We start from the raw sequence: 12,438 nt of genomic DNA on the forward strand, positions 1-12,438 counted from the left end.
GGTGCATCCGGGAGGATTCGAACCTCCGACCGCTCGGTTCGTAGCCGGGTACTCTATCCAGCTGAGCTACGGATGCATTTTAGAATTCTTGTATAATGCAGAGTGCTGATATCACATCTTCGTAAATTAACGTGCCAGGTTACGCATGGTGCATCCGGGAGGATTCGAACCTCCGACCGCTCGGTTCGTAGCCGAGTACTCTATCCAGCTGAGCTACGGATGCAGCGTAAATGGCGGTGAGGGAGGGATTCGAACCCTCGATGCAGCTTTTGACCGCATACTCCCTTAGCAGGGGAGCGCCTTCAGCCTCTCGGCCACCTCACCATTGTTACTTTACTTCCCGCCCGACTCAGTGCTTTACATCGCTCTTCGTCGCTGCGTTGGCGCACATATTACTTTCCCCGACTTATAAGTCAAACAATTTTTCCGGAAGATTGTTTGTTTGAGCGCTTCTTCATCAATCAGGGCATTTAAAAAGCAAAAAGAGTGAATATTCAACAGCACAGCATGGGGTAAGAAAGAGAGGACGACAAAAATCCGGGGCTTAAAAAGAGGCGCGCCTCGTTAAAAAACGAGGCGCTGAATATGTTAGTAGTCAGGCTGCTGGGTTTTCTCTGCCTGAATGCGTTGGTAGATCTCTTCCCGGTGGACAGAAACCTCTTTGGGAGCATTAACGCCTATACGTACCTGATTCCCTTTCACACCTAATACCGTGACCGTCACCTCATCGCCAATCATGAGGGTTTCACCAACTCGACGAGTTAGAATAAGCATTCTTTGCTCCTTGAAAGATTAAAAGAGTCGGGCCTGTTCATGCTCCCGGCAAATCCATCGTATAACGCAACACATATATTGACTATGACTGATACAGAAAATTCAATCAGTTTGCCAATACATTTCGCTAATAGTTAGTTTAGCCGAAATACACCATTACACCCTGACTTTATCATTACTGGCTGTTCCTCGTGTAAAAAGCGCCCGGAGAAACCTCCTGAGCGCCTTTACCGATAGCTCGTTTTATTTCATTACAACTTTGCACTGACCAGCGCTTCAACGCCTGCCAGAGCAGCCGGTAATGCCGCAGGGTCCGTTCCGCCAGCCTGAGCCATATCCGGACGACCACCACCTTTACCGCCCACCTGACTGGCGATGACGCTGATCAGTTCCCCTGCTTTTACCTTGTCCGTTAAATCTTTCGTTACACCAGCAATTAGAGAAACTTTACCTTCATTCGCAGTGCCAAGCACAATAACAGCAGAACCCAGCTGATTTTTCAAATCGTCAACCATGGTCCGCAGCAGCTTCGGCTCCATGTTACTGAGCTCGCTGACCAGCACACGGACACCTTTAATATCAATGGCCTTGGCAGCCAGAGAACTGCTCTCCTGTGCTGCCTGTTGGTCCTGCAACTGCTGCACTTCTTTCTCCAGTGAACGCACCTGCTCCACCAGAGAACGAACTTTTTCATTCAGGTTACTGTTATTCGCTTTCACCTGATGTGCAATTTCATGCAACTGAGCATCCTGAGTGAAAACACTCTCCAGTGCCGTCTGGCCGGTCACGGCTTCAATACGACGTACACCGGCTGCCGTGCCTGCCTCTGAGGTGATGCGGAACAGACCAATGTCTCCGGTCCGGCTGGCGTGGGTTCCCCCGCACAGCTCGACAGAGAAGTCCCCCATCGTCAGGACACGGACTTTCTGATCATATTTTTCACCAAACAACGCCATCGCACCGTTTGCCTTCGCCTCGTCCAGATCCATGATACGGGTCTCGACAGGCAGATTGCGGCGAATTTGCGCGTTCACAATCTCGTTAACACGACGCAATTGCTCCGGTTTAACGGCTTCGGTGTGAGAAAAATCGAAACGCAGGTATTTATCGTTCACCAGCGACCCTTTCTGAGCCACGTGGTCACCCAACACTTCACGCAATGCTGCATGCAGTAAGTGGGTGGCAGAGTGATTCAGACGAATCCGGGCACGGCGCTGTTCGTCAACATGGGCAATGACGCGGTCTCCGACTTTCATCGTCCCGGCGGTCAGCGTCCCGAGGTGGCCGTTTGACTGACCAAACTTCCGGGTATCAGAAACCGTAAAGGTCGTCCCGTTAGCCGTCAGAGTGCCGGTATCACCCACCTGTCCGCCTGACTCACCATAGAATGGTGTCTGGTCCAGGATTATCACCGCTTCCTGTCCGGCCGTCAGCACATCGGTGGCTTGTCCTTCCACAAAAATACCCGTGATTTCGGACTGCGCCTGCAGGGCATCATACCCTGTAAAAGCTGAGTCTTTTTCGACACGGATAAGATTGTTGTAGTCCGCGCTGAATCCACTGGCGCTGCGCGCACGCTGACGCTGCGCTTCCATCGCCTCTTCGAACCCGGCCTCATCAATTTTCAGATTACGCTCACGACAGACATCGGCGGTTAAATCCGCCGGGAAACCGAAGGTATCATACAGACGGAAGACCGTTTCACCGTCCAGCGTATCTCCGGTCAGGGCTGACAGTTCTTCGTCCAGCAGAGCCAGACCACGTTCCAGCGTTTTTGCAAACTGCTCTTCTTCAGTTTTCAGCACCGCTTCCACATGATCTTTTTGTTTGCGAAGCTCTTCACCGGCAATGTCCATTACATCAATTAACGGCTGTACCAGTTTGTAGAAGAAGCTCTCTTTAGCACCCAGCATATTCCCGTGACGTACCGCACGACGAATAATACGACGCAGGACATAACCGCGGTTTTCATTGGATGGGATCACACCATCGGCGATCAGGAAGGCACAGGAACGGATATGGTCAGCAATAACCCGCAGCGATTTATTATTCAGATCGGTCGTGCCGGTCACCTCTGCTACCGCGCGGATCAGGTTACGGAACAGGTCGATTTCATAGTTAGAATTGACGTGTTGTAACACCGCAGTGATACGTTCCAGCCCCATTCCGGTATCTACAGAAGGTTTTGGTAACGGCAGCATGGTTCCGTCAGGCTGACGGTTAAATTGCATAAAGACGATATTCCAGATCTCTATGTAGCGATCACCATCTTCTTCAGGGCTGCCCGGAGGACCTCCCCAGATGTGATCTCCGTGGTCATAGAAAATCTCACTGCATGGGCCGCACGGACCGGTATCACCCATCTGCCAAAAGTTATCAGAAGCGTAGGCGCTGCCTTTATTATCGCCAATGCGGATAATACGTTCCGGCGGAATGCCGATATCATTTGCCCAGATATTGTAGGCTTCGTCATCGGTCTCATAGACCGTGACCCATAACCGTTCTTTAGGCAGGCTGAACCACTCATCCCCGGTCAGTAATTCCCAGGCGTAAGCGATTGCATCAGATTTGAAGTAGTCACCGAAGCTGAAGTTACCCAGCATTTCAAAGAAGGTATGGTGACGTGCGGTGTAGCCGACATTTTCCAGGTCGTTATGTTTACCGCCCGCCCGCACACAACGCTGTGAAGTGGTTGCCCGATGATAACTGCGTTTATCCTGACCCAGGAAAACGTCTTTAAACTGGTTCATCCCGGCGTTAGTGAACAGTAACGTCGGGTCGTTATTCGGTACGAGGGAGCTGCTGGCTACAACCTGATGTCCCTTGCCATGAAAGAAATCGAGAAACGCTTGACGGATCTCAGCAGTACTCTTGCTCATAATTATCCTGGTATCACGCTAACGGATGTTCCGCTCAGTCCGGGCGATTGCTGAAATAACATCTGCCCGTGACAAAGGAACAAAAAGTGGGAATAAGATAAGTTTTCTTCACTGGGAAGTAAAATCCCATTATGGCTCAGTGACCAAAATTTGCTAAAACAGCACGAATATCTGCCATCAGAAAGCCTCTGGAGTGCAAAAAACGTTGGGCTTTTGCTTTTTCTTTCAGATCGGCCGGGCCCTGCTCGCCATATTTTTTGTGCGCGACTTCGCTGGCGCAGGCCAGCCAGTCTACCTCAGCCTCATCCATGGCCTGTTCAATGGCATGTCTGTCCACCCCTTTCTGCGTTAAATCCTGTCGGATACGCTGCGGGCCATAGCCACTCCGGCTTCGGCTGACGATAAAACGCCCGATAAAGCGATCATCATTCAGCCAGTCGTTCTCAAGGCAGTAGGCAATGACCTGTTCCAGAGCTTCCTCATCCAGAGGTTCAGCACTGCCACTGCCCTGCCGCAACTCGCTTCGGCGCAGTGACAGACGGATTTTCTCCCGCAACTCCTGCTCAGGATGGTCTCGCTGAGCAAGCAGCCTCATCGCACGGTCAAGCAATGCGGTAAATGAAGGACGTCGTTCGTTTTCTGTAAAAAGCATGGTGTTCCTTTCCCCGACAGGTAAAACGGTGAATACCGCCCTACTCTATCAGTGGCGGTAAGCGAATAACAAAAAACGGGAGTAGCCCTGAGGCTATCTCCCGTTTTGTTGACATCCGTCAGGCGGTTTACATCAGAATTCCTGATGCTCATCGCTGACAGCATCGAGGTGATTTTCACCCTTCTCTGCTTCAGCGGTTTCCTGAGCCGGATTGTTCAGTAGCATTTCACGCAGTTTCTTTTCGATTTCTGTAGCAGCCTGCGGGTTATCACGCAGATAGTTGCTGGCATTCGCTTTACCCTGGCCAATTTTGTCGCCATTGTAGCTATACCATGCACCGGCTTTTTCAATCAGCTTGTGCTTCACGCCCAGGTCAACCAGTTCACCGTAGAAGTTGATCCCTTCACCGTACATGATCTGGAATTCTGCCTGTTTGAACGGCGCCGCAATTTTGTTCTTAACGACTTTTACCCGCGTCTCACTGCCGACGACATTATCGCCTTCTTTAATGGCACCGATACGACGAATATCCAGACGTACAGACGCATAAAACTTCAGGGCGTTGCCCCCGGTGGTCGTTTCCGGGTTACCAAACATGACACCAATTTTCATACGGATCTGGTTGATGAAAATCAGTAACGTATTGGACTGTTTCAGGTTACCGGCCAGCTTACGCATCGCCTGGCTCATCATACGGGCAGCCAGACCCATGTGTGAGTCACCGATTTCACCTTCGATTTCGGCTTTTGGTGTCAGTGCTGCGACAGAATCGACGATGATAACGTCTACCGCACCGGAACGTGCCAGCGCATCACAGATTTCCAGCGCCTGTTCACCGGTATCCGGCTGTGAACACAGCAAGTTGTCGATATCCACACCCAGCTTCTTGGCATAGACCGGGTCCAGTGCGTGCTCTGCATCGATAAAGGCACAGGTCTTGCCTTTACGCTGAGCGGCGGCAATGACCTGAAGGGTCAGTGTCGTTTTACCTGACGATTCCGGGCCATAAATCTCGACAATACGTCCCATCGGCAGGCCACCGGCACCTAACGCAATATCAAGAGACAGAGAACCGGTCGAAATAGTCTCAACATCCATAGTGCGGTCTTCACCCAGACGCATAATGGAGCCTTTACCGAATTGCTTTTCAATCTGCCCCAGCGCTGCGGCTAAAGCCTTCTGTTTGTTTTCGTCGATCGCCATTTCCACTCCTGATTATGCCGGATTAGCCAGGCAAATTTAATGATATCTCTGTCTCTGTGACCACCAATTATACTGTATAGTCATACAGTATCAAGTTTATTTTTCCGCAAATCCTTCACACAATGTCTGCAGCGCAAAAATAACTGCCTGCTTGCGAACTTCGTCACGGTCTCCCCGGAACAGACGATTAACGGCTACCGTTTCACCGGACGCAGAAGCGAAACCAAACCAGACCGTTCCTACCGGTTTCTCATCACTCCCCCCTCCGGGACCGGCAATGCCGCTGACGGCAATAGCATAATCTGCACCCGCCTGTTGTAATGCTCCGTTCGCCATTTCACGCACCGTTTGCTCACTGACCGCACCGTAGGTTTCAAGCGTGACCGGACTCACGCCCAACATCGTGGTTTTCGCCTCGTTGCTGTACGTGACAAACCCCTGCTCGAACCAGGCCGAACTGCCGCTGATATCGGTAATGACTTTGGCTATCCAGCCCCCGGTACAGGATTCTGCGGCCGTTAACGTCGCCCCGCGGGACAATAAAAACTGACCGGCTTTAATACTTAACTGCTGTAAATCCCTATCCATCGTTTCTCCTTTCATTCTCCGGCATGACAAATGTCTGCCACTACTCAGAAGATACTATGGGTTAATCGCTGGTTTTCAAGTTATCTTCGCCGGCTTGCGGGGGATTTGGGAATATGGCTGAGGGAAAACAGTCAGAAAGGCGTGAAAATTAGCAGTAATGTGCCCGGTCTCACAGGAGTCCCGGGCGCAGAGCGGAAATCATATTAGTTCTTTTTTACGAACTCAGATTTCAGTTTCATCGGACCAAAGCCCTCGATACGGCAATCGATATTGTGGTCACCCTCGACCAGACGAATGCTTTTCACGCGGGTGCCGATCTTTAAGACCGATGAACTGCCTTTCACTTTCAGATCTTTGATCACCGTAACGGAGTCGCCATCCGCCAGCAGGTTCCCGTTAGCATCGCGAACCTGAAGCTCAGTCTCCGCAGGCTGGCTTTCGTTCACCGGCCACAGGTGACCGCACTCAGGGCAGTTGTAGTTATCATTATCCTGCCAGGTGTACTCAGAATGGCATTGCGGGCAGGGAGGTAATGTTTGCATCGGAGGGTTCCTTCACTTAACGGCAGGCACAAAGGGCGCCCGCAAAGGGCGCCATAGTATATCCACACATTTGATAAGGAAAGGGCTGAATTAAAAAATGCTGCTTTGCCGGGCGTTGCGGACCGCTTCTCCCAGCTGCCAGACCGCCATTGCATAGTGGGTGCTGTGATTATAGCGGGTTATCACATAAAAGTTAGGCAACCCGAACCAGTACTGATAATACTGCCCCATATCCAGGCGAAGCAGACTCACCTCGGTGGAACCGGACAGTGCCATTTGCGGCTGCAGTCCATACGCCGCCAGCTGACTCACCCGATACCGGGTGGAAAAGCCATCATTGAGGCCGGGAGCGGAACCGTTCGCGGTGATTGCCACCGCCTGCCCGGCTTGCCAGCCGTGCTGCTGGAAATAGTGGGCCACACTGCCGATAGCATCGACGGGATCCCACAGGTTAATATGTCCGTCGCCGTTAAAGTCGACCGCATATTTCTGATAGGCCGACGGCATAAACTGCCCATAGCCCATCGCCCCGGCGAACGACCCCTTCAGCCCGAGCGGACTTTCATTTTCGTTCCGGGCCATCAACAGAAAGGTCTCAAGTTCACTGCTGAAATAGGCTGAACGCCGCGGATAATCAAAGGCCAGGGTTGCCAGCGCATCCAGGATACGGGTTTTCCCCATGACACGGCCCCAGCGGGTCTCTACCCCGATAATGCCCACGATGATTTCCGGCGGTACGCCGTATTTCTGCTGAGCCTGTTGGAGTTCTGTCTGATACTGATCCCAGAAAGCGACCCCGTTCCGGACGTTGCCCGGGGTGATGAAATTCTTCCGGTAGCGTAACCATGCGCCATTAGGACCGACGGCCGGAGCCACATTCGGCGCCTGGCGGTCCATAAGCCGTAACACATAGTCCAGGCGGCGGGCCTGTCCAAGCCAGGATTCCAGCTGACTGCGCTCGAAGCCATGCTTTTTCACCATCATCGTAATGAAGGCTTCAGTCTGAGGTTGTCCGAGAAAATCGCCGGACAGCATGCTCTGCTCTGCGGCAGGAGGCCGTAAAAAACCGCCCTGAGGCGAAGACCCGGCAGCCCCTTGCGGTTTACTGCTGCAAGCGGCGAGTAAGGCAAATAACGGTAACAAAGCAATTTTGTAACGCATCAGGGACCCATTAACCAGAAATCAGAAAGATTCCCATGATAATGCTTTACTACACAGAGCCAAAGTGACTGTGGAAAAAAATTCTGAGAATTGCCGGTAAAAAGCATTAAAACCGAAGGATATTCCGGCCAGGTAGTCAGCCCCCGGGGGCTGTCATCACGGTCACAAAAATAATGTGTTTCTCCGATCCCCGCCGGAACGGGAGATAAAGAAAGCATAACGATAAAATTCAGCCCGGTTAGCCGCCCCCATTTTCCGGCTGACGTTACGGTAATGGGCACTGATGGTTTTCTCTGAACGGTTCAGTGCCCGTGAAATATCCTGACAGGTCATCCCGCGACCGATCAGGATCATGACCTGATATTCAGTATCAGATAACTGTCTGTAACCCGTCAGTTTTGAAAGACTGTCAGCGAGAGGAAACCTGCGGGCGGAGGTGGCAATACTCAGAATTTTTTTTATTTTTAACGCAAAGTCATCCACCGGACACTTCCGGCTCAGAAACGGCACATGCAGTGTCATCACCGGACATCCCGCGACGGCCTGCTGCCGGCAGGAGGGCAACACCGGTAACTTCATGGTTATCGCTTCGTGACGAAAAATAATACGTGCGTCGCTTCTCAACGAGGACTCTTCCTGAGAAGGAAAACGGATATCGGCAGGATCTCCCGGGTATTGCTGACAGACAATCGCTTTAATCCCAATCACTTCATAGATATTGGGATCTAAAAAAAATATTTCCAATGTCATCCATTACACCTGTTATTTATTTTTATCAGAAGGCAAGTACCGCCTTCCCACAGGCTAATATGCATATTATCGCAGGCGGATACAAACAGGATGATTACACCCGCCTTGTAATTTTCTATTATTTAAACCGGACGGATCCTGCAGCTTTTAATTAAACTAACCATTACTGGCGAATTCCTTACAAAAAAGAGTTACCACTGCCGGTAACAGGAATATTTAATGGGTCTCCGGCGGGTTATTGATATAAATAATCAGTCCGGACGTAGCGGTCATAATAATCATTTCCACGCCACGGATCACCGGCGGATAAATCGCCTACCGCACAGATAGCCGGTGGGTATCCCGGTCATAATGCCCTTTCAGACAGAGGTCCAGCGGTGAGGGATGCCAGTAGATCATCGCAGAAACCTCAACGGCTATCGTACCCCGTTGTTGCCTGCTCTGGCGGGAGGGGGAGACCCGGACGATTAATGTTTCAGGGATCACCCGCGGCTCAAAACGTAATATGGCCGTGCGGATATCATTTTCGGTCTGAATGCCTTCCTCCGCACCGGAAAAAAAACGCCGGGCTGGCCGTCCGAAATTCAGGGCAGAAGAAAGGACCTGCGGATATTTTTCACCACCAATCTCATTTTCTCTGTTAGTGTGATTTAATAATTCCAGAATTTCAGTAATTACCAGCTGACGCATTTTATCTGCACTTATCCGATAATCTCTGTTTTTATTCACCGTACTGTCGGAACCCATTAGCCTGTCCGATAATGCCGGCGGGTAACGCCATCCTGATTTCATAGTATCTCCGTCCGTAAAACTCACGGGAAAAGGCAGCGCAAGACTTTCGCTATTCTATGACGGGTAAATCCTTCAGCAAAAAATCGGGAGCCAGTGCCGACAACAAATCCGGCTCATCTTCCCCGAACAGCGGCCGGATAACCCATTCTTCCTGAGGAGCATCGTCCAGTAACCGGTCAATCAGACGTTCGTCACCCAGCAGATATTCTGTCAGCGTTTTCTGAGCCCCGGGCGGGTCCTGCGCTGTAAACTCCGGCGGCAGGATTTTCGGCGGCGAGCCGGCGGTCCTGCTCTGCGGTCCCCCCTGTGGGTCATACAGATAACAGATATATTCATTCCCCAGAATTTTCAGAATATCCCGCGGGTCCCGCTGCAGCTGGCTGTAACCGCTATGCCGGTCTGTTGCGTAGGCTCCGCCGCTGAACCGGTCATCCACCGCGAGGAGTTCACTGCTCTTCAGGGATGACGGCTCGCCGGAAGTCTCAATCGGGGGCAGTATTACGGGCATAGTGCCTGTTCCTGGTGCTGACGGTTACCCCATAAAAACATTTCCGGCTCCCGTACAGATAACCGCACCACAGCCGGTCATATCGCTGACTCTGGCTGCCGCAACGCCTTCGATAAACACGGTACCGGACCCGGTGACCACGGGCGCCGTCCCGTGGGAAAGGCTGCAACCGGCCTGGCTGATCACCGCCACGGCGGCAGGAAGGCCGTTAATAAAAACCGTCGAAGCCCCGTTAATAATGACTCCCCCATGGGTGGTGGCATCGCCTGCCCGAGCTGCATTAAACATTCTGTAACTCCTTCGCGTTGAGTGTGCCGGGGGTGACTGCAACCCGCGTTACCGGCGTCCACGGTGACGTTATCCCAATGGCGGGCTCCAGGGCGGTGTTTCCGTTTCTGTCGGGACCGGCGATTCCGTCGGGCTTTCTGTGGGTGACGGCAGGGTTGGCAACCTGCCTAAGCCGGCCCCGGCGATAATTCCCGGAATACCGGGCTTGCCGATGATCGCGCCCCCACCGCCACCGCCACCGCCACCACCGCCGCAGTTCTGACAATCGCCAGGGTTTATCAGTACCTGTCCTCCCTGTAATACCAGTTGCTGAGAACCGATAATCCGTACCAGCGGTGCGCTGATCACCAGCTCATTGGCGGAGTTAATACAGAAAATGCCCCCGGCGGTCATCGTCGCCGCCCCCCCGGCGGCCAGCTGATGCGCTCCGCCGACCACGACGGAGTGATATCCGCCCACCGCCGTCATAAATGCGCCTCCGACATTAATTCCTTTGGCGCCTCCCACATTATCGCTCTGCCCTCCGCCGACAGAGATACCCAGTGCGCCCCCGACCAGCATACTGCTTTCACCGGCCACCGACAGCGCGTCATTCGCCCCGACCGTGACGGCCCGGGAGCGACCAATCACCTGTTCTTCATCGCGCTTGGTCAGCCGGTTCATATCTCTTTCGGCCTGCTCCCAGTAATTTTCCAGTCCCGGTTTATCTTCAAAGCGGAGTCCGTTGAAATTTGTACGGCCACCGCCGGGCGTGCGGCTGATCCAGCCACTCTGGGTGGCATTTTCGGGGAGTTCCCAGGGAGGCATGGTGACATTGTTATACAGACTGCCCATCACCAGCGGTCGATCCGGGTCCCCGTTAATAAAGTCGATGATCACTTCATGCCCCACCCTCGGGATACAGATACCGCCAAAATAATTACCCGCCCAGGGCTGACTGACGCGCATCCAGCAGGAATCCGACTCTCTGTTTTTTCCATAACGATCCCACAGAAAACGCACTTTGATCCGGCCATATTCATCGGTCCAGATCTCTTTTCCGGGCGGACCGACCACAATGGCGGTCTGGGGACCGTAAGTCCTGCGCCGGGGGACGCTGCGCGGATGCCGGTAAATTTTAGTGGCGGGCTGCACCTGAAAATGGCATTGCACCGAAAAATCGGCTGTGCCGGTCCGTTCAGTGATTTCACGGCAATCCAGTTCTGTCCCCAGCACAAGATATTCACAGTTCGCTTTCGCCAGAGGATAGTGGTCCAGCGTGAAAACACAGCCGCAGACTATCGTCGGTACCGGGGCACTGCCCTGACTGCGGGAACCTGCCGCTCCCCGCTCTTCCATCCGGACCCGTGCTAAATGTTCTCCCGTCGCCGTATCACCATAGTTGCCTGGCCAGTCAAATATCTCCTGTTGGTTAAAACTGGTGTGCCGGGGTTTGCTGTCGAGGGACAGGATATCGGCGCGGGAGCGGGTAAAGTCATAATCATTCGTCACCCAGCGCCCGGAGGTAAGCGTTTGCAGGTGATGGAATTGCGCAATATATTCTTTCCGGTTTTCATGCGTTTGCTGGTCATACCCCACCACGTGGGCGCTGGCGGATAAAAACGGTTTATGCGCCCCGATATTATCGACAATCACCAGCTTATGCTGTTGTCCCTGATGCTCAAAAAACCAGTACAACCCCCACTCTTCCATCAGTCGCTGGATAAAACCGAAATCGGTTTCTCCGTACTGGACCTGATATTCCAGTGGCGGGTAGGTCGCCGCTATGCGTTTTTCCTGCGGAAAATCATAATCGGCGAGGACCTCACCGATGATCTCAGTCACCGTTTTATTCTGGAAAATACGGAAATCTGACGTCAGCTCAGCCAGATAGAGCCAGGGACGCAGGACCATCTGATAAAGGGCACAATTATTCCTGCGCCCGAGAAACCTGACCTGCTGAACAATACCGGTGATCTCGCGATGAGCTGACTCTGTTCCGGTCTCCGTCCGCCAGTCATTCAGGGCGATCCGGACGGTCATCTGTTTACCAATCAGTGATTTGATATCAATCGCTGAGGCCGCCTGCCACGAAATATTGCTGTTGTCCGGCGTGGTAGCGGTCACGGTATAATTGTAGAGTGCCGACAGCGACTCTTCTCCCTGCAGACGGGTGATCACCAGCGCGGGTTCACCAAGCAGGTGAGGCATTGCGGCACTTTCTAAGCTAAGAGTTCGGGTCATAAAACCGCCAGTCAGTTAGTTATCGTTAAAAACGGCGCGGACAGAAAAAACCGTGGATGCTTCGTCCTGCACCTCCGC

12 protein-coding genes and 3 tRNA genes are annotated in these 12,438 nt (G+C 52.6%); all 15 read right to left on the reverse strand.

Annotated elements, in window-relative coordinates; all coding sequences use genetic code 11:
* Positions 1-2 precede the first annotated feature (2 nt).
* The 15 genes from JK223_RS11595 to JK223_RS11665 all read right to left on the reverse strand — a co-directional run bounded on the left by JK223_RS11595 (position 3) and on the right by JK223_RS11665 (position 12,360).
* Positions 3-76 (reverse strand) — tRNA-Arg (locus tag JK223_RS11595).
* Between the two features lie 70 nt (positions 77-146).
* Positions 147-223: transfer RNA gene (locus JK223_RS11600), tRNA-Arg, on the reverse strand.
* 8 nt (positions 224-231) lie between these two features.
* A tRNA-Ser gene (locus tag JK223_RS11605) sits at positions 232-324 on the reverse strand.
* Positions 325-588: 264 nt separating this feature from the next.
* Positions 589-774: a carbon storage regulator CsrA gene (gene csrA / locus JK223_RS11610; protein WP_025902553.1), complete on the reverse strand. Its 186-nt coding sequence runs from the start codon at positions 772-774 to the stop codon at positions 589-591.
* Positions 775-1,025: 251 nt separating this feature from the next.
* Complete coding sequence (gene alaS / locus JK223_RS11615; protein ID WP_212714342.1) at positions 1,026-3,653, reverse strand: alanine--tRNA ligase; 2,628 nt, start codon at positions 3,651-3,653, stop codon at positions 1,026-1,028.
* 136 nt (positions 3,654-3,789) lie between these two features.
* Positions 3,790-4,305 carry a regulatory protein RecX gene (locus tag JK223_RS11620; protein WP_212714343.1) on the reverse strand — a complete coding sequence of 172 codons (516 nt, stop codon included), beginning with the start codon at positions 4,303-4,305 and terminating at the stop codon, positions 3,790-3,792.
* A 132-nt stretch (positions 4,306-4,437) separates the two neighbouring features.
* Positions 4,438-5,508 (reverse strand): recombinase RecA, encoded by a 1,071-nt coding sequence (recA, locus tag JK223_RS11625; protein WP_212714344.1) that lies wholly within the window; start codon positions 5,506-5,508, stop codon positions 4,438-4,440.
* 96 nt (positions 5,509-5,604) lie between these two features.
* Positions 5,605-6,096, reverse strand: a complete 492-nt coding sequence (gene pncC, locus JK223_RS11630; protein ID WP_212714345.1) for a nicotinamide-nucleotide amidase — start codon at positions 6,094-6,096, stop codon at positions 5,605-5,607.
* A gap of 203 nt (positions 6,097-6,299) precedes the next feature.
* Positions 6,300-6,638, reverse strand: a complete 339-nt coding sequence (locus tag JK223_RS11635) for a zinc ribbon domain-containing protein YjdM (RefSeq protein ID WP_212714346.1) — start codon at positions 6,636-6,638, stop codon at positions 6,300-6,302.
* A gap of 90 nt (positions 6,639-6,728) precedes the next feature.
* Complete coding sequence (gene mltB / locus JK223_RS11640) at positions 6,729-7,799, reverse strand: lytic murein transglycosylase B (protein WP_212714347.1); 1,071 nt, start codon at positions 7,797-7,799, stop codon at positions 6,729-6,731.
* A 162-nt stretch (positions 7,800-7,961) separates the two neighbouring features.
* Positions 7,962-8,549, reverse strand: coding sequence for a helix-turn-helix transcriptional regulator (locus JK223_RS11645; RefSeq protein WP_212714348.1), 588 nt, complete (start codon positions 8,547-8,549; stop codon positions 7,962-7,964).
* 315 nt (positions 8,550-8,864) lie between these two features.
* Complete coding sequence (locus JK223_RS11650; protein WP_212714349.1) at positions 8,865-9,341, reverse strand: type VI secretion system baseplate subunit TssE; 477 nt, start codon at positions 9,339-9,341, stop codon at positions 8,865-8,867.
* Between the two features lie 49 nt (positions 9,342-9,390).
* Positions 9,391-9,849, reverse strand: coding sequence for a hypothetical protein (locus tag JK223_RS11655; protein ID WP_212714350.1), 459 nt, complete (start codon positions 9,847-9,849; stop codon positions 9,391-9,393).
* Between the two features lie 24 nt (positions 9,850-9,873).
* A complete protein-coding gene (locus tag JK223_RS11660; protein ID WP_212714351.1) occupies positions 9,874-10,137 on the reverse strand; it encodes a PAAR domain-containing protein in 264 nt (87 codons plus the stop codon).
* 69 nt (positions 10,138-10,206) lie between these two features.
* Positions 10,207-12,360, reverse strand: coding sequence for a type VI secretion system Vgr family protein (locus JK223_RS11665; RefSeq protein WP_249213596.1), 2,154 nt, complete (start codon positions 12,358-12,360; stop codon positions 10,207-10,209).
* Positions 12,361-12,438 lie beyond the last annotated feature (78 nt).

The organism is Tatumella sp. JGM118 (genome assembly GCF_018257515.1).
In the GTDB taxonomy this organism is placed as follows: Bacteria; Pseudomonadota; Gammaproteobacteria; order Enterobacterales; family Enterobacteriaceae; genus Tatumella; species Tatumella terrea.

Bases quoted from the DNA above. Each gene is read 5' to 3' on its own strand.
- JK223_RS11655 (WP_212714350.1), bottom strand. From the start codon at position 9,849: ATGCCCGTAATACTGCCCCCGATTGAGACTTCCGGCGAGCCGTCATCC.
- mltB (WP_212714347.1), bottom strand. From the start codon at position 7,799: ATGCGTTACAAAATTGCTTTGTTACCGTTATTTGCCTTACTCGCCGCT.
- recA (WP_212714344.1), bottom strand. From the start codon at position 5,508: ATGGCGATCGACGAAAACAAACAGAAGGCTTTAGCCGCAGCGCTGGGG.
- alaS (WP_212714342.1), bottom strand. From the start codon at position 3,653: ATGAGCAAGAGTACTGCTGAGATCCGTCAAGCGTTTCTCGATTTCTTT.
- JK223_RS11665 (WP_249213596.1), bottom strand. From the start codon at position 12,360: ATGACCCGAACTCTTAGCTTAGAAAGTGCCGCAATGCCTCACCTGCTT.
- JK223_RS11650 (WP_212714349.1), bottom strand. From the start codon at position 9,341: ATGAAATCAGGATGGCGTTACCCGCCGGCATTATCGGACAGGCTAATG.
- JK223_RS11620 (WP_212714343.1), bottom strand. From the start codon at position 4,305: ATGCTTTTTACAGAAAACGAACGACGTCCTTCATTTACCGCATTGCTT.
- pncC (WP_212714345.1), bottom strand. From the start codon at position 6,096: ATGGATAGGGATTTACAGCAGTTAAGTATTAAAGCCGGTCAGTTTTTA.
- JK223_RS11645 (WP_212714348.1), bottom strand. From the start codon at position 8,549: ATGACATTGGAAATATTTTTTTTAGATCCCAATATCTATGAAGTGATT.
- JK223_RS11635 (WP_212714346.1), bottom strand. From the start codon at position 6,638: ATGCAAACATTACCTCCCTGCCCGCAATGCCATTCTGAGTACACCTGG.
- JK223_RS11660 (WP_212714351.1), bottom strand. From the start codon at position 10,137: ATGTTTAATGCAGCTCGGGCAGGCGATGCCACCACCCATGGGGGAGTC.
- csrA (WP_025902553.1), bottom strand. From the start codon at position 774: ATGCTTATTCTAACTCGTCGAGTTGGTGAAACCCTCATGATTGGCGAT.